This is a genomic window from Actinophytocola glycyrrhizae (assembly GCF_042653545.1).
Lineage (GTDB): Bacteria > Actinomycetota > Actinomycetes > Mycobacteriales > Pseudonocardiaceae > Actinophytocola > Actinophytocola glycyrrhizae.
Window position 1 is genome coordinate 469,863 of record NZ_JBHSIS010000010.1, and the last position, 16,174, is coordinate 486,036.

Below are 16,174 nucleotides of genomic sequence, written 5' to 3' on the forward strand. Positions count from 1 at the left end.
GGGACCCGTCCCCCGGCGTGGCTGCCACAGTGCCGGTATGCGCCTGCTGCTGTCCGTCACCCTGTTCCTGCTCACCGTCGCGGGCTGCGGTGTCCACCGCGCGGCCGCTCCAGCACCGGACACGACGACGACCACCGCCACACCGACGACCACGACCACGACCACGACCACGACGACGGTGACGACGACCACGACCGTCGCGCCGACCGCCGCCGCGGACGGGACGAACCTGCCCGCGTGCCAGGACCTGACCTGCGAGGTGAGCATCAAGGCGAAGGACATGGTCGTGCTCGACGGTCTCGGCACGCTGACCGTGCTCTCCGTCGACGCGACCAGCGTGACGCTGCTGATGCCGGACGGGTCGATCATGACCTTCGGCGGGCAGCTCACCATCAACGACACGGTCGTCATCGAGACCCTGCGCACCGACGCCACCGGCGCGATCGTCCGGATGAGCCCCGTCTAGAAACCGAGGCGGCGCAGCTGTTTGGGGTCCCGCTGCCAGTCCTTCGCGACCTTCACGTGCAGGTGCAGGTAGACCCTGCTGCCCAGCAGCGCCTCGATCTGGCGGCGGGCGGTCGCGCCGACCGACTTGAGGCGCTCTCCCTTGTGCCCCAGCACGATGCCCTTCTGGCTGTCGCGCTCGACGTACAGGTTCGCCCAGATGTCGAGCATGTCGTCGCGGTCCTCGCGTTCGGTGATCTCCTCGACGGTCACCGCGATCGAGTGGGGCAGCTCGTCCCGCACGCCCTCGAGCGCCGCCTCGCGCACCAGCTCCGCGATCAGCGTCGCCTCCGGCTCGTCGGTCAGCTCGCCGTCCGGGTACAGCTGCGGTCCCTCCGGCAGCCGTGACACCAGCACGTCGGACAGCTTGTCCAGCTGGAAGTCGTCGACCGCGGACACCGGGATCAGGTCGGTGAACGACATGACCTCCTGCAGTGCCACCAGCTGGTCGGCGATCTGGTTCTTCGTCGCCACATCGGTCTTCGTCACGATGCCGACGATCGGGGTGCGGCGGGAGAGCTTCGCAAGCTCGGCCGCGATGAACCGGTCGCCGGGGCCGATCTTCTCGTTGGCCGGCACACAGAACCCGACCACGTCCACTTCGGACCAGGTGGCGCGGACCACGTCGTTGAGCCGCTGCCCCAGCAGGGTGCGCGGGCGGTGCAGGCCGGGGGTGTCCACGATGATCAGCTGCGCGTCTGGGCGCTGCACGATGCCGCGGATCGCGTGGCGGGTGGTCTGCGGCTTGCTCGACGTGATGGCCACCTTGCTGCCGACCAGCGCGTTCGTCAGCGTCGACTTGCCCGTGTTGGGCCTGCCGACGAAGCAGGCGAAGCCGGAGCGGTGTGGAGCGGTCATCGGGTCGGTCATCGGGCAATTGTCGCCCCGGGTCAGCGCAGCTCACCCTTCGGGTCGGCGACCAGCAGCGGCGCGGACGGCGTGAGGTCGTCGACCACGGCGCGGTCCACGGCGAGCAGGTCGGTGACGACCGCGGCCGCCTCCAGCGTGCGGACCCCGCTGGACACGGCGGCCACCACCGCGCCCTGCAGTGCCGTGAGCTGCAGCGACGGCAGGTCCACGGTGGTGGCGACGTAGGTGCGGCCGGTGTCGTCGCGGACCGCGGCGCCCTCCTGGGCCCCGCTGCGGGCACGCGCCGACCGCGCCAGGGTGATCAGCTTCGCGTCCTCCGGGTCGAGGTCAGCCACTCTCGCTTCCTTCCTTCTCCGCGACGGGCACGCCACGCACGACCACCGACGTGATCCGCATCCGGCCCCGGCCGTCCTTGCCGCCTTCGGCCCGCATGTTCAGGCCCTCGATCTCGGCTTCGGTGCCGGGCAGCGGCACACGGCCGAGCTGTTGCGCGAGCAGACCGCCGACGGTCTCGACGTCGGTGTCGTCCAGCTCGATGCCGAACAGCTCACCGAGGTCCTCGACCGGCAGCCGGGAACTGACCCGCACGGCGCCGTCCTCGAGGTGCTCGACCGGCGGGCGGTCGTCGGTGTCGGACTCGTCGGTGATCTCGCCGACGATCTCCTCCAGGATGTCCTCGATGGTCAGCAGGCCCGCGGTGCCACCGTACTCGTCGACGGCGATCGCCATGTGGTTGCGGGACAGCTGCATCTCGCGCAGCAGGTCGTCGAGGCGTTTGGAGTCGGGCACGAACGTCGCCTCGCCCATCAGGTCGCTGACCAGCCGCCGCTCGCCGCGGCCGTTCTGCGGACGGTCCACTGTGGCCTTGACCAGGTCCTTCAGGTTCACCACACCGACGACCTCGTCGACGCTCTCGCCGATCACCGGCAGTCGCGTGTAGCCGGTGCGCAGCGACAACGCGAGCGCCTGCCGCACGGACTTGGTCTGCTCGATCCACACCATCTCGGTGCGCGGCACCATGACCTCGCGCGCGATCGTGCCGCGCAGCTCGAACACCGAGTGGATCATCTCGCGCTCGCCCTCGTCGACGACGCCGCTCTCCTGGGCCATGTCGACCAGCTCACGCAGCTCGACCTCGGAGGAGAACGGGCCCTCGCGGAAACCGCGGCCCGGTGTGATCGCGTTGCCGACCACGATCAGCAGCCGCGACAGCGGTCCGAGCACCGTGCCAAGCGCCCGGACCGGACCGGCGGCGATGAGGCCGACCGAGTACGGGTGCTGCCTGCCCAGCGTGCGCGGCCCGACACCGACCAGCACGTAGGACACGACGATCATGGACAGCGCGGCGACGAGCCCGGCCACCCAGTTCGACTCGATGATCCGCATGAACGCGACGGTGACCAGGACGGTCGCCGCCAGCTCACAGCCGAGCCGGAGCAGGAGCAAAAGGTTGATGTGCCTCGGCCGTTCGGCGACCACCGCGACGAGTTGCCTCGCGCCGGTGCGGCCCGCGCGGACCAGGCCGTCGACCCGGGCGCGGGACACCGCCGAGATGGCCGCGTCCGCGCAGGCGAAGAACCCGGCCGCGACGACGAGGAGGACCGCGATCACCAGTAATCCCGCGGAGCTGCCCACTTCTTCGACCCCCGGGGGTTATTCCGCGTTGTCGGCGTCGGGTGCGCGCTCGGCCTCGACGAGACCGGCCGCGCCCAGCAGCTTGTCGTCCTCGCGGCGTTGCGCGGCACGGCGCTGCGCCGCGGCCCGCTCGGTCTTGAAGTCGGCGAGGATCCGCTTCTGCAGCGTGAACATCTCGCGTTCCTCCGCGGGCTCGGCGTGGTCGTAGCCGAGCAGGTGGAGTACACCGTGGACGGTCAGCAGGTGCAGCTCGTCCATCAGCGAGTGGCCCGCCTTGCGGGCCTGGTCGCGCGCGAACCGGGGGCACAGCACGAGGTCGCCGAGCAGCGTCGGCCCCGGGTCGGGGGCGTCGGGTCTGCGTGCGGACTCGAGCTCGTCCATCGGGAACGCCATGACGTCCGTCGGGCCGGGCAGGTCGAGGTAGCGCTCGTGCAGGTCGGCCATCTCGTCGAGCCCGACGAGCAGCACGGACAACTCGGCGAGACGACTGACCTTCATGCGGTCCAGCGCGAACCGGGCGGCGGCCACAATGGACGGTTCGTCGACCGCCACGCCCGACTCGTTGGCGATTTCGATACTCACGGCTAACGGCCTCGCCGCGCCTGACCGCGCGGGCCGGAGCGGCGAGCGTCCTGGTCGTTGTCCTGGACGGCCGACCACCGGTCGTAGGCGTCCACGATGTCGCCGACCAGCTTGTGCCGCACCACGTCGCTGCTGGACAGCGTCGAGAAGTGCACGTCGTCGACGTCACCGAGGATGTTCTGGACCACGCGCAGACCGCTCTGGGTGCCACCGGGCAGGTCGACCTGCGTGACGTCGCCGGTCACGACGATCTTCGAACCGAACCCGAGGCGGGTCAGGAACATCTTCATCTGCTCCGGCGAGGTGTTCTGCGCCTCGTCGAGGATGATGAACGCGTCGTTCAGCGTGCGGCCACGCATGTACGCCAGCGGCGCGACCTCGATCGTGCCCGCCTGCATCAGCCGCGGGATCGAGTCGGGGTCGACCATGTCGTGCAGCGCGTCGTACAGCGGCCGCAGGTACGGGTCGATCTTCTCGTACAGCGTGCCGGGCAGGAAGCCGAGCCGCTCCCCCGCCTCGACCGCGGGCCGGGTGAGGATGATGCGGTTGACCTGCTTGGCCTGGAGCGCCTGCACGGCCTTCGCCATCGCCAGGTACGTCTTGCCGGTGCCGGCGGGGCCGATGCAGAACACGACGGTGTGCTCGTCGATGGCGTCGACGTAGCGCTTCTGGTTCAGCGTCTTGGGCCGGATCGTGCGCCCGCGCCGCGAGATGATGTCGAGGCTCAGCACCTCGGCGGGCGACTCGGTCCCGCCCGCGGACAGCATCGACACGGTGCGGCGCACCGCGTCGGTGCCGAGCTGCTGGCCGCGGCTCGCGAGGGTGACCAGCTCGGCGAACACCCGCTCGGCGAACGCGACGTCGCTCGGGGCTCCGGAGAGCGTCACCTCGTTGCCCCGGACGTGGATGTCGGCGTCGAGGAGCTCCTCGGCCACCTTCAGGTTCTCGTCCCGGGAACCGAGGAGGGCGAGAACCGCCTGGTCGGGGACGTTGAACCGGGACTGGGCCGGATCGGCTGGCGTAGGCGCAGAAGAGGGGCTCGCGCTGCCCCGTGCGGTACCGGTCACGTGCTTTCGGTCCTGCCTTCTGCGCCTTGTTGCGCCAACTAGGTCTGATTGGCTGTCGGGTTCGATGTTAGTCGCCCGCACCGGCAGTGCGCATCGACGTTACCGGTGCTCAGTGGCCGGGTCGTCCGAACAGGCCCAGCTGTTCGCCACCGAGGACGTGCAGATGCGCATGGAAGACGGTCCGGCCCGCGTGCTCCCCGGTGTTGAGGACCAGCCGGAACCCGGACTGGTCGATGCCCTCCTGCTTGGCCACCGCCGCGCCGGCGCTGATCACGTCGGCCAGCTCCCGTGGCGCTTCCGCGAGAGCTTCCGCGTCCTCGTAGTGCGTGCGTGGCACCACCAGCACATGCACCTGCGCCTGCGGGTTGATGTCCCGGAAGGCGTAGGTGGTATCAGTCGAGAGCACCTCGGTCGACGGGATGTCCCCGGCGATGATCTTGCAGAACAGGCAGTCGTTGTCGGCCATGGGCAGAGGCTAGTCGGTCTCGTCGAGGTCCGGGATCTCCTGCCCGTCCCGGTCCGCCCACTCCAGCAGCCGCGTCAGGTCGAACACGTGCGAGTCGATGTCGGCGTGCAGGTCCCCGAGTTCGGCGAAGCGGGCGGGAACCGTCGCGATGGTGAACTCGCGCGGGTCCACGTCAGGTACCTCATCCCACCCGATCGGTGTCGACACCCGCGCCTCCGGCACCCCGATCACCGAATAAGCCGACCGGATCGTGTGATCCCGCGCGTTCTGGTTGTAGTCGACGAACACGGAAGCGGGATCCCGCTCGCGACGCCACCAGCTCAGGTCGACCAGTCCGTCCGCCCGCCGCTCGACCTCCCGCGCAAACGCGTGCGCGGCCCGCCGCACGTCCTGGAACCCCCACTCCGGCGCGATGCGCACGTAGATGTGGAGCCCCTTGCCCCCGGAGGTCTTGGGAAAACCGACCGCCCCCAGCTCGTCGAGCACCTCCCGTGCGACGAGCGCCACCTTCCGCACGGCCGCGAAGGAGGCGTCGGGCATCGGGTCGAGGTCGATGCGCCACTCGTCGGGCTTCTCGGTGTCCGTCCGCCGCGAGTTCCAGGGATGGAACTCGACACACGACATCTGTACGGCCCAGATCACCGATGCCAGCTCGGTGACGCACAACTCGTCGGCATGCCGCCCATAGCGCGGAAAGTTCACCCGCACGGTCTCCACCCAGGGCGGCGCCCCACGGGGAAGCCGTTTCTGGTGCACCTTCTCCCCGTCCACCCCGTCCGGGAACCGGTGCATCATGCAGGGCCGCTCCCGCAGTGCGTTGACGATCCCGTCCCCCACCGCCAGGTAGTACCGCGCGAGGTCGAGCTTGGTCTCCCCCCGGGCGGAGAAGTAGACCCGCTGCGGGTTGCTGACCCGGACGACCCGATCCCCGACCTCAAGCTCCACAGCGGGAGCACCAGAACCAGCCACACCGGCAAGGTACTGCGAAAACCCGCGAAGAACGAGACAACACGAACGAGACCCCCCGAATACAAACCGAGAGCAACGCACAACCCCCCCACCATTGCGAAGCAGAAAACAAACCCGCCACAAGAAACCCACCCATCAACAAGGCGAGCAAGGCGAGCGAAGCGAGCAAGGCGAGCGAAGCGAAGCCGTACACAAACAGCAAGCCAGAAGAACACGGCATCGAAACGCGCCCAAGCTGGGTCAGGAAACCAACCGCACCGTGGGGGGTTCGGGGGGCTCGGCCCCCCGGCAGACACAAGGACCCGGGGAAGGCGGAAACCGCCGAACAGGGAAGGGGATGTCGCGTCGCGGTGAAGCCTGGGGGTCGCTCCACCGCGACGCGACGCCGCCGGACCGAGGGGGGAGGTGTCCGGCGGTAGCTCTTTCGCTCCACGTTCAGTTTTCCGGAGTGGTGCTGTGCAAAGAGTAGACCGTTGTGCACTCTCAGCGCCAGCGTGGCGTGAGGACTCCAAGTGTTGCTATAGCGGCAGCAGCGGCCGTGGAGGCCCGCAGGACGGTTGGACCGAGCCTCGCGGCCTGCGCACCGGCGGTGAGAAGGGCCTCGGTCTCGCTTTCGGAAACGCCGCCTTCTGGGCCCACCACCAGCACCAGGTCGCCGGTGTCGGGCAGGTCGAGCTCAGCCATGCCTGCCCCCGCCGCGGCGTCGAGGAGGACCGCGGCGGCGCTTTTCCTTACCAGTTCCGCGAGTTGGCGGGTGGTGACCGGGTCGGTCACCTCGGGGATCCGGGTACGGCGGGACTGCTTCGCGGCTTCCCGTGCGGTGCTGCGCCAGCGGGCGAGGGCTTTGACGCCTCTGGGGCCGTCTTCCCATTTGACGATGCTGCGGCCCGCGCGCCACGGCACGATCACGTCGACGCCGGTCTCGGTCGCCAACTCGACCGCCAACTCGCCCCGCTCGCCTTTGATGAGGGCCTGTGCCAGCACGATCCGGGGCTGTGGCTGGGGTTCGGTCCACCGCCGGACGATGCGCAGCGCCAGGCTGTCCTTGCCTTGAACCGTTTCAACGACGCAGGTGGCCGCTTCTCCCCTGCCGTCGGCGATGACGAGTTCCTCGCCGGGCCGCAGTCTGCGGACGGCCGCCGCGTGCCTGCCTTCCGTCCCGTCGAGCACGGCGGTGGTGCCCGACGGGACGGGGTCGACGAGGAAGACGGGTGCGGTGTCGCTCAACGGTGCCGTGCGCGCAGGCGCGAGAACAGTCCGCCGGCCCGGCCGTTGCCCGCGGCGACGATCTGCTCCTCCTCGCCGCGGATGCTGGCGAGTTCGCGGAGCAGTTCGGTCTGCCGGGCGTCGAGCTTGGCCGGGATCTCGACCTCGACGTGCACGTGCAGGTCGCCGCGGCCGTCGACCCTGCCGGACGACCGCAGCCGCGGCAGGCCGTGCCCGGTGAGGAGCATTTCGGTGCCGGGCTGGGTGCCGGGGTCGAGTTCGAGCTCGACGGTGTCGTCGAGGGTCTCCAGCGGCAGTACGGCGCCGAGCGCGGCGGTGGTCATCGGGATGCGCACGGTGCAGTGCAGGTCGGCGCCGTTGCGTTCGAAGGTGGGGTGCGGCTGCTCCACCACCTCGACGTACAGGTCACCTGCCGGGCCACCGCCGGGGCCGACCTCGCCCTGGCCGGACAACCGGACCCGCATGCCGTCGGCGACGCCCGGCGGGACCTTGGCGGTGATGTTGCGGCGGGCGCGGACCCGGCCGTCGCCACCGCACTGGCGGCACGGGTCGGGGATGACCTCGCCGACGCCGCGGCACACCGGGCACGGGCGGGCCGTGACGACCTGGCCGAGGAACGAACGCTGGACGGACTGGATCTCACCGCGCCCGGCGCACGTGTCGCAGACCTGGACGGCCGTGCCCTCGGTGGTGCCGGACCCCCGGCACAGGTCGCACAGGACCGCCGTGTCGACGGTCAGCTCGCGGGTGACGCCGGTGTTGCACTCCTCGAGGGTCAGCTCGATGCGGATGAGCGCGTCGGAGCCCGGCTGCACGCGGCTGCGCGGGCCGCGGCCGCCGCCCGCACCGCCGCCGAAGAAGGCGTCCATGATGTCGCCGAGCCCGAACCCGGCGAACGGGTCACGGCCGCCACCGCCACCGCCGTTGCCGAGCGGGTCGCCGCCCATGTCGACGATCTTGCGCTTCTGCGGGTCGGAGAGGACCTCGTAGGCCGCCGTAACCTCACGGAAACGCTCCTGGGCGCCGTCGTCGGGGTTGACGTCCGGATGGAGCTCGCGCGCGAGCTTGCGGTAGGCGCGCTTGATCTCGTCGGACGTCGCGTCCTGGCGCACCCCGAGAGTGCCGTAGTAGTCCCTCGCCACCGTGTTCCCGTCCTCCTGCCCCGGAGGGGCGCTCCGGAGTCTCGCTCCCTGCATCGGTCCTGTCCTGGCGTCATCGCCCGGACAGGATGTCTCCCACGTAGTTGGCGACCGCACGTACGGCCGCGATGGTGCCCGGGTAGTCCATCCGCGTCGGACCGACCACACCCATTCCACCCAGCAGCGTCTGGTGCGCGCCGTAGCCGATGGAGACCACCGACGTGCTGCGCATCTCCGCTGCCTCGTTCTCCTCCCCGATCCGCACCGTAATGGTGCCAGGTGTGCTGGCGGCGGCGAACAGCTTCAGCACCACCACCTGCTCCTCGAGTGCCTCGAGGATATGGCGCAGCGACCCGGGGAAGTCGGCCGCGTTGCGGGTCAGGTTGGCGGTGCCCCCCAGGACCAGACGCTCCTCGGGGTGCTCCACCAGTGACTCGACCAGCACCGTGGCCAGCCGCGTCATCGCGTCCCGCAGGTCGGATGGCGCGTCCTCGAGCAGCTCGCTGACCTTGGCCGCGGCCTCCGTCAACGGATGGTCAACGAGCGTGGTGTTCAGCATGTTCCGCAACCGCGAGACCGTCTCCTCGGTGATCACGTCCCCGAGGTCGACGGTCCGCTGCTCGACGCGCCCGTTGTCGGTGATCAGGACCAGCATCACCCTGGCGGGAGTCAGCTGGACCAGCTCGATGTGCCGGACCGTCGAGTGCGTCAGCGTCGGGTACTGGATGACGGCGACCTGCCGCGTCAGCTGCGCGAGGAGCCGCACGCTGCGCCGCATCACGTCGTCGAGGTCGATCGCCCCTTCGAGGAAGGAGTGGATGGCCCGCCGCTCGGCCGCCGACAGCGGTTTGACGTCGGTGAGCCGGTCGACGAACAGCCGGTACCCCTTGTCGGTGGGGATGCGCCCCGCGCTGGTGTGCGGCTGCGCGATGTACCCGTCCTCCTCGAGGGAGGCCATGTCGTTGCGCACCGTGGCACTCGATACGCCCAGGTTGTGCCGCTCGACGATCGCCTTGGAGGCGACCGGCTCCTGGCTGGAGACATAGTCCGCCACGATCGCACGCAGCACCGCGAACCGCCGCTCGTCCTGGCTTGCCATGAGGTCACCTCCCGTCTTCACCACGAGTTTACGGAGGTGCGCGCGAGTACTGGTCGAACCGGTACCAAATGGCGTCCCAGTTGAACCGGTCCGGCTCAACCATCCAGAGCCCGGGCGGCTCCCGGTGTACCTGCCATCCCGGTGGTGGGCTTGCGCCACCGTCTGGTTTGCGTGGGCTGGGCCCGCTTCGCGGGCCTGGGCGCGGAGCGCCCTGGCTTTGGTGCCGTGAGAGGGACGGCGTTGGCAATGCCCTGAAAGGCGCGTTCAGGGCGCTGGGCGCCCTGAACGCGCCTTTCAGGGCATCGGCCCAGCCCCGTCGGGCGACGCAGGATCAATCGTCTGGATCACGACCGCTCGCCAGCTTGTCAGGGCTGTGATGTCAGGCACAGGGCTCCCGGCTCGAAGCCTTCGCGAGGAACGGTACCGATTGTGCAGGAGTGGTGAACTGTTCAGCCATTGCTGTATATCAGCCTCCGCTGTACTGTTTCCCCCATGCTGACGTGTGAGACGCGGGAGTCGGCGCTGGCCAGGCTCGGCCGAGCGCTCGCCGACCCGACGCGGTGCCGCATCCTGGTCGCCCTGCTCGACGGGGTGAGCTACCCGGCACAACTCGCCACCCATCTCGGCCTGACGCGGTCCAACGTGTCCAACCACCTGTCGTGCCTGCGTGGTTGCGGGCTGGTCGTCGCCACGTACGAGGGCCGTCAGGTCCACTACGCCCTCGCCGACGCCCACCTGGCCCGCGCTCTGCGCGAGCTGGTCCACGTGGTGCTGGCGGTGGACACCGCGCAACCGTGCGTGGACGACGAGCCGGCTCCGGCGAGCGCGCGGCGATGAGCGAGGAGACGCCGCGACGCCTCGAACTGTCGCCGGTCGAGCCGGATGGCTGCGCCGACGGCTGCTGCACGCCACGCGCGGCGGTCGCCGTGGCCACGCTCGACACTGCCCGCCGGGCGGTTCTGTCGCGCCGCGTTCGCCTGCTCGTCGGGGCGACGATCACCTACAACGTGATCGAGGCCGTCGTCGCGATCGCGGCAGGCACCGTGGCGTCCTCCACCGCGTTGATCGGGTTCGGTCTGGACTCGGTCATCGAGGTGGCGTCGGCGGCCGCCGTGGCCTGGCAGTTCTCGGGCAGGGACCCGGAGAGCCGGGAACGGGCCGCGCTCAAGGTCATCGCGGTGTCGTTCTTCGTGCTCGCCGCCTACGTCACGGTCGAGTCGGTACGGAGCCTGTTCGGCGCCGAGGACGCCAAGCACTCCACGGTCGGGATCGTCCTGGCGGCCGTGTCGCTCGTCGTGATGCCGTTCCTGTCCTACGCGCAACGGCGCACCGGTCGGGAACTGGGTTCGGCAAGTGCGGTCGCGGACTCGAAACAGACCCTCCTGTGCACCTACCTGTCGGGGGTCCTGCTGGTCGGGCTGGTGCTCAACTCCCTGTTCGGCTGGTCATGGGCCGACCCGGTCGTCGCGCTGATCATCGCGGCCGTCGCGGTGAAGGAGGGCCGGGAGGCGTGGCGGGGCGAGCACTGCTGCTGAGCCCCTCCCGCACCAGACCACCGGGAAGTGAATCGGCGCCCCCGCGGACTCGCGGAGGCACCGGTTCCGGTCCTACAGGTCGATCACCTCATTGCCGACCCGTACCTGTGTGGCGTCGGCCGGCACCAGCGCAGCGTCGTCCACGGGCGTCGACCAGGCCGCGTCGGCCGAGGCACGGTAGCTCAGCGACTTCCCCTGCGCCGCGATGACGGTGCCCTGCGCGTCGGGCAGCTGGTACGCGACAGGCAGGGCGTGGTCACGGTCGATCTCGGCCACCCGTTCGACCCCGGCAACGGTCCTCTCGTCCGGTCCGAGCGTGACCGCGTACAGGTAGGCCGGGTGGTCGAGCTCCTGGTGCTCGCCGAGGATCACGGTCGCGTCGCCGGCGGTCCCAGCCACGACCGTCCACTTGGCCTGCTGCTCGGTGTACGAGGCGGAGTCCAGGATTCCGTCGTCGCGGATGGCGGTGACGAAGATGTCCGACGGCGGCGGGGCGAGGTCCCGCGGTTCGCCGACGGCCAGCGTGCCCTCCCACTCAAGGCCGTGTGGCTGTGGGCTGGGTGCAGGCTCGGGGTAGGTGGCGGTGCGCAGCAGCGGCAGGTGCGCACCGGTCTTCTGCTCCACTCGCGCCGACGGCGCTTCCTGCCCGGTGACAAGGCGTACGTTGAGCGGATTGGTGCCCGACGGCAGCGTGCCGATGCCGACGCCGTCGTCGATCGCGACCGGGATCCAGTCACGGCCGGCGGTGCCGTCCTCGGCGTAGCGGATCTCCGGGGAGGCCCACAGCCCGATGTTCTCGTACTCGGTGCCGGACATGCCCGCGTACGTGACGGCGAGCACGGTCCGGTCGTCGGGCAGGAGGAACTGGCCGGCCCGTGGGTCGTCCTGGGCGCCGAGCAGGCGGAGCTCATCGGTCCCGGGCGCGGTCGCGACGATGCCGGTGACGAGGACCTCCTGGCCACGCTCCTCGGGCGGAACCCTCTCGTCAGCGGGCAGCCGAACGATCTGCATGACGATCACGGTGTCGCCGACCGGGGTGTCGCCGGCCCAGTACACGTGCGGCTCGCCGAGGCGGTCGTCCAGTGCGCCGTCCGGATTGACCGGCGCGCCCGCCATGCCGGCGTTCCAGGCGTCGACGGCTCGACCGGTGAGGTCGGCGTCCCCGATGAGCTCCCCGCCGGACCGAGTGAGCCGCAGGTCCTGCTTCGGTGGGGACGTAACTGCAGTCGAGTCGCCGGGTGGCAGGGAGGACTGGGACGGCACGGTGAGGACGACGGCCGCCACGGCGGCGGCGACGCCGGTGACCGCGGCCGTCGCGGTGAGCCGGTTGCGGGTGCGGCGGCGACGGCTGCCGCTGAGTACGGCCTCGGCGAAGCCCTCTCGTGGCACGCGGTCGGCGGTGGCCTCGCGTAGGGCGTCGGCGAACTCGCGGGTGTCCATGTCAGCTGCTCCGGTGGGTCGTCATGGTCGTCGTGGCGGTCGTCTCGGACTCGACGACCAGCTCGCGCAGCCGGGCGAGTCCTCGGGAGGTCTGGCTCTTCACGGTGCCGACGCCGCAGCGCAACGCGGCCGCTGTGTCCGTTTCGGACATGTCGTCCAGGAAACGGAGAACCAGCACCGCCCGCATCCGTGGCGGCAGCGTCGCGAGCGCACGCACCACGAAGTCGTGGTCGAGCACTCGCTGTTCGGGCCCGGATGTCCGCGACTGCGGGCCTTCCCGGATCAGCGGCATCTCGGTGACTCGGCGGGCCTTTCGCCGCCAGCGGTTGACAGCCGCGTTGGCGAGTGCGGCCCGCACGTAGGGTTCGGGATGGTCCCGGACCCGCCGCCAGCGGGGGAAGACACGTTCGAGGACCCCCTGCAGCAGGTCCTCCGCCGCGGCGTGGTCGCCGCCGCAGAGCAGGTATGCGGTGCGCAGCAGTGCGGGGGAGCGGTGCGTCACGAAGTCGGTGAACTCCGCGTCACTCATAGGTGCTCCAGTTCGGTCAGGTGGTGGGAATCACCCGTACTAACACCCGCCTGCCGGGCGAGGTTGTCAGCGGACCGAGCCGAGTTTCGGCACAAGCCGACCCGAGGAGACACCGCGTGGCGAGATGCCCGGCCGGCTGGTCGCCGTGGAACGACGCCGGTGGTCGGGCGCTACGGAATTCGTCGGGAGCTGGTCAGGTCAGGCGGCGGACCACCGCGTCGGCCAGCAGGCGGCCCCTGAAGGTCAGTACACAGCGGCCGAAGCGGCCCCGCACGCCTGCCAGCGCGTCCTTGTCCAGCAACCCTTCTTCCGCTGCCTGGCGCGCTTCCCTCTGGGCCTCCTCGGACAGTGCGTCCACCGGCAGGCCGTCCACCAGGCGGAGTTCCAGCATCACGCGTTCCAGGTGGCGGTCCTGCGGCGTCAGGGTTTCCCTTGCCGCCGCCGGGGATCCGCCGTTCGCCAGCTCCGCCGCGTAGCGGGCCGGGTGTTTCACGTTCCACCAGCGGACGCCGCCGACGTGGCTGTGCGCACCGGGGCCAGCACCCCACCAGTTCGCGCCGTGCCAGTAGCCCAGGTTGTGCCTGCACCACGCTGTGGGTTCCGTTGCCCAGTTCGAGACCTCGTACCAGTGCAGGCCCGCCTTCGCCAGCGCCGTGTCCGTCTGTTCGTAGCGGTCGGCCAGCGTGTCGTCCTCCGGGGCGGGGAGGTCACCTCGTCCGATCCTGCGGGCCAGCGCCGTTCCTTCCTCCACGATCAGCGCGTAGGCCGAGACGTGGTCGACTCCCGCTTCCAGTACCGCGTCCAGGGACGCCGCCAGGTCCGACGCGGTCTCGCCAGGGGTGCCGTAGATCAGGTCCAGGTTCACGTGGTCGAAGCCCGCACGGCGGGCTTCGTGGGCCGCCGTCGTCGCCCTGCCCGGGGTGTGGGTCCGGTCCAGCACCCTCAGCACGTGGGGGGCTGCCGACTGCATGCCCAGGGAGACCCTCGTGTAGCCGGCGTCCCTGATGGCGGCGAAGAACTCCTGGTTCGTGGACTCCGGGTTGGACTCGGTGGTCACTTCCGCGTCCGGGGCCAGGCCCACCGTGTCGCGGACCGCGTCCAGCACGTTCCGCAGGCCGTCCGCACCCAGGAGCGAGGGGGTGCCGCCGCCCACGAAGACGGTGTCCGCGGGTGGGGGCGCGCCCAGGACTTCGGCGGCCAGGGTCAGCTCGGCCCTGACGGCGTCCAGCCAGGACCGGGGGGACGCCGGGCTGGTTGCCAGCTCAGCCGCCGTGTAGGTGTTGAAGTCGCAGTAGCCGCAGCGGGTGGCACAGAAGGGGACGTGCACGTAGACCCCGAACGGGCGCCTTCCCAGGCCGGCCAGGGCCTCTTCGGGTAGCGCGCCGTCCGGGGGAGCTACGTCACCGTCCGGTAGTGCTGATGGCACCCCGCCAGTATCTCAGCGGAACACGACCAGCGTGACCACGGTCAGGCCCGCGGCCAGAACCAGGAAGACCAGGCCGTACACCGGGGCCTTGCGCCACCAGTGCGTGTGCCGGTCCAGCGCGAACCGGCCGGGGCCTGCGAACAGCAGGGCGAACGCCGCGGCGGCGTACGTCATCTCCAGCTCGACGTCGCCCAGGAAGAGGTTCCAGTCGCCCTTGACGACGATGACGTTGGCCATCACGCCGAGCAGGGCGGCGGCACCCGCCGGGAAGAACAGGCCCAGGACGACCAGCAGACCACCGATCGTCTCGCTCAGCGCGACCACCAGGGCGAGCGCGCCCGGCTCGGTGTACCCGAACCCGATGAGCATCTGCCTCGTGGCTTCCATGCCCATGCCGTCGTTGAACCAGCCGAACAGCTTGTCCGTGCCGTGCGCGACGAAGAAGGCGCCGATCGCCAGCCGCAGTACCAGCAGCCCGAGGTCCAGGCCGCGGTGCCACTCCGGCTTTCTTGTCTGCGCGGAGGCCGCCTGCGGCGACTCGTCGTCGAAGCTGGAGAAGTCGGTGGTCGGCGCGCTCGCGTACGCGTCGTCGTCATCGAACATGGACGACGAGCTGGTGCCCGCGGGCCGGCCGAAGCTCTGGGTCGTGGACGAGGAGTCGCCGGTGGTGTAGTAGCCCCGGTCGTCTTCAGTACTCACCCAGCGGAGGGTAAGGCATCGGCCGAACGGGTGGCCCGGTGATCTCGCGATCAGTAGTCGCCCCGTACGAGATTGTGTGGCCGCTCCCCCGCCGCGTACCTGGCGATCTCCTGCGCGACCACCTCGTACGCGCGCCGCTCGTAGCCCTCGACACTCGCCGCGACATGCGGGGTGAGCAGGACGTTCGGCAACGTCCACAGCGGGTGGTCCGCGGGCGGCGGCTCCGGTTCGGTCACGTCCAGCGCGGCACGCAGCCTGCCGCGCGCCAGCTCGGCGACCAGGGCGCCGGTGTCGACGACCCGGCCCCGCGCCGCGTTCACGAGCACCGCGCCGTCCCGCATCATGGACAGGAACGCCGCGTCGACCATCCCTTCGGTGGCGGGCGTGAGCGGGACCATCAGCACCACCGCGTCGTGCGCCGCCAGCAGCTCCGGCACCTCGTCGAAGCCGTGCACGCCCTCCCGCGCCCTGGTGCCGACGAGGGTGGTCGTCGCGTCGCACGCTTCCAGCCTGCGTTTCAGCTGTGTCCCCAGGTCACCGGCGCCGATGACCAGCACCTTCTTGTCGATCAGCGTCTCGGTCGGCCTGCGGCCCCACCGGTGGGCCGTCCGCTCGCGCTCGAACGGGATCAGGTCCCGGTACACGGCGAGCAACGTGGCGAGCGCCCACTCCGCGGTGCTGCCGCCGTGCGCACCCCGCGCGACCGACAGCATGACGTGTTCGGGCACCCGGCCGATCCAGCCCTCAGCACCCGCGGTGAGCAGCTGGACGAGCCGCAGGTTCGGCAGGGCCGCGACGAAGGCCTCCGGCTCGGCCCGCGTGAGGAACCCGGGCACCAGCACCTCGGCGTTCCCCGGCAACGCGGCAGCGGTGTCGTAGCGGACCACGTCGAGACCGTTCACGCCGGTCAGCGCGGTCACGCCGGCCTCGTCGGGCACCAGCACGGTGATCGTCACGTCCGGCACCCTACTTACCCGAGGTTCACGG

18 protein-coding genes are annotated in these 16,174 nt (G+C 70.4%); 3 read left to right on the forward strand and 15 right to left on the reverse strand.

Translation table 11 applies throughout. The features are described 5' to 3' along the window. The first annotated feature begins 37 nt into the window (after positions 1-37). Positions 38-466: a hypothetical protein gene (locus ACFPCV_RS23920; protein ID WP_378058527.1), complete on the forward strand. Its 429-nt coding sequence runs from the start codon at positions 38-40 to the stop codon at positions 464-466. Here the strand turns inward: ACFPCV_RS23920 and era are convergent. The 10 genes from era to hrcA form a co-directional block, all read right to left on the reverse strand. After that, entirely contained in the window at positions 463-1,362 is a 900-nt protein-coding gene (era, locus tag ACFPCV_RS23925) for a GTPase Era (protein ID WP_378058745.1), read from the reverse strand. The two genes, ACFPCV_RS23920 and era, sit on opposite strands and share 4 nt — an antisense overlap. A 32-nt stretch (positions 1,363-1,394) precedes the next feature. Next, complete coding sequence (locus tag ACFPCV_RS23930) at positions 1,395-1,709, reverse strand: cytidine deaminase (RefSeq protein WP_378058528.1); 315 nt, start codon at positions 1,707-1,709, stop codon at positions 1,395-1,397. Beyond that, positions 1,702-3,009 carry a hemolysin family protein gene (locus ACFPCV_RS23935; RefSeq protein WP_378058529.1) on the reverse strand — a complete coding sequence of 436 codons (1,308 nt, stop codon included), beginning with the start codon at positions 3,007-3,009 and terminating at the stop codon, positions 1,702-1,704. The genes ACFPCV_RS23930 and ACFPCV_RS23935 overlap by 8 nt, the downstream gene beginning before the upstream one ends. 18 nt (positions 3,010-3,027) lie before the next feature. Then, positions 3,028-3,591 (reverse strand): rRNA maturation RNase YbeY, encoded by a 564-nt coding sequence (ybeY, locus tag ACFPCV_RS23940; RefSeq protein ID WP_378058530.1) that lies wholly within the window; start codon positions 3,589-3,591, stop codon positions 3,028-3,030. Between the two features lie 2 nt (positions 3,592-3,593). Then, the gene (locus ACFPCV_RS23945; protein ID WP_378058531.1) at positions 3,594-4,658 is read right to left on the reverse strand and encodes a PhoH family protein; all 1,065 of its coding nucleotides are present in this window, start codon (positions 4,656-4,658) and stop codon (positions 3,594-3,596) included. 109 nt (positions 4,659-4,767) lie between these two features. Next, positions 4,768-5,124, reverse strand: coding sequence for a histidine triad nucleotide-binding protein (locus tag ACFPCV_RS23950; protein ID WP_378058532.1), 357 nt, complete (start codon positions 5,122-5,124; stop codon positions 4,768-4,770). Positions 5,125-5,133: 9 nt separating this feature from the next. Continuing rightward, on the reverse strand, positions 5,134-6,069 hold the full coding sequence (locus ACFPCV_RS23955; protein WP_378058533.1) for a DNA polymerase domain-containing protein: 936 nt from the start codon (positions 6,067-6,069) through the stop codon (positions 5,134-5,136). Positions 6,070-6,576: 507 nt separating this feature from the next. Continuing rightward, positions 6,577-7,320: a 16S rRNA (uracil(1498)-N(3))-methyltransferase gene (locus tag ACFPCV_RS23960; protein WP_378058534.1), complete on the reverse strand. Its 744-nt coding sequence runs from the start codon at positions 7,318-7,320 to the stop codon at positions 6,577-6,579. Continuing rightward, positions 7,317-8,462 (reverse strand): molecular chaperone DnaJ, encoded by a 1,146-nt coding sequence (gene dnaJ / locus ACFPCV_RS23965; RefSeq protein WP_378058535.1) that lies wholly within the window; start codon positions 8,460-8,462, stop codon positions 7,317-7,319. Before dnaJ ends, ACFPCV_RS23960 begins: the two co-directional genes overlap by 4 nt. Positions 8,463-8,532: 70 nt before the next feature. Next, the gene (gene hrcA / locus ACFPCV_RS23970) at positions 8,533-9,558 is read right to left on the reverse strand and encodes a heat-inducible transcriptional repressor HrcA (RefSeq protein ID WP_378058536.1); all 1,026 of its coding nucleotides are present in this window, start codon (positions 9,556-9,558) and stop codon (positions 8,533-8,535) included. Between the two features lie 492 nt (positions 9,559-10,050). Between hrcA and cmtR the strand changes: the two genes are divergently transcribed. Further along, positions 10,051-10,395 (forward strand): Cd(II)/Pb(II)-sensing metalloregulatory transcriptional regulator CmtR, encoded by a 345-nt coding sequence (gene cmtR / locus ACFPCV_RS23975; RefSeq protein ID WP_378058537.1) that lies wholly within the window; start codon positions 10,051-10,053, stop codon positions 10,393-10,395. Continuing rightward, positions 10,392-11,093 carry a cation diffusion facilitator family transporter gene (locus ACFPCV_RS23980; RefSeq protein ID WP_378058746.1) on the forward strand — a complete coding sequence of 234 codons (702 nt, stop codon included), beginning with the start codon at positions 10,392-10,394 and terminating at the stop codon, positions 11,091-11,093. The genes cmtR and ACFPCV_RS23980 overlap by 4 nt, the downstream gene beginning before the upstream one ends. Before the next feature lie 72 nt (positions 11,094-11,165). On the opposite strand, the gene ACFPCV_RS23985 is transcribed toward ACFPCV_RS23980, so the two are convergent. The 5 genes from ACFPCV_RS23985 to ACFPCV_RS24005 form a co-directional block, all read right to left on the reverse strand. After that, positions 11,166-12,533 (reverse strand): hypothetical protein, encoded by a 1,368-nt coding sequence (locus ACFPCV_RS23985; RefSeq protein WP_378058538.1) that lies wholly within the window; start codon positions 12,531-12,533, stop codon positions 11,166-11,168. Position 12,534: 1 nt separating this feature from the next. After that, on the reverse strand, positions 12,535-13,062 hold the full coding sequence (locus ACFPCV_RS23990; protein WP_378058539.1) for a SigE family RNA polymerase sigma factor: 528 nt from the start codon (positions 13,060-13,062) through the stop codon (positions 12,535-12,537). A gap of 193 nt (positions 13,063-13,255) precedes the next feature. Then, complete coding sequence (hemW, locus tag ACFPCV_RS23995; RefSeq protein WP_378058540.1) at positions 13,256-14,488, reverse strand: radical SAM family heme chaperone HemW; 1,233 nt, start codon at positions 14,486-14,488, stop codon at positions 13,256-13,258. 12 nt (positions 14,489-14,500) lie between these two features. Next, entirely contained in the window at positions 14,501-15,187 is a 687-nt protein-coding gene (locus tag ACFPCV_RS24000) for a DoxX family protein (protein ID WP_378058541.1), read from the reverse strand. Between the two features lie 50 nt (positions 15,188-15,237). Next, positions 15,238-16,143, reverse strand: a complete 906-nt coding sequence (locus ACFPCV_RS24005; RefSeq protein WP_378058542.1) for a 2-hydroxyacid dehydrogenase — start codon at positions 16,141-16,143, stop codon at positions 15,238-15,240. Positions 16,144-16,174 lie beyond the last annotated feature (31 nt).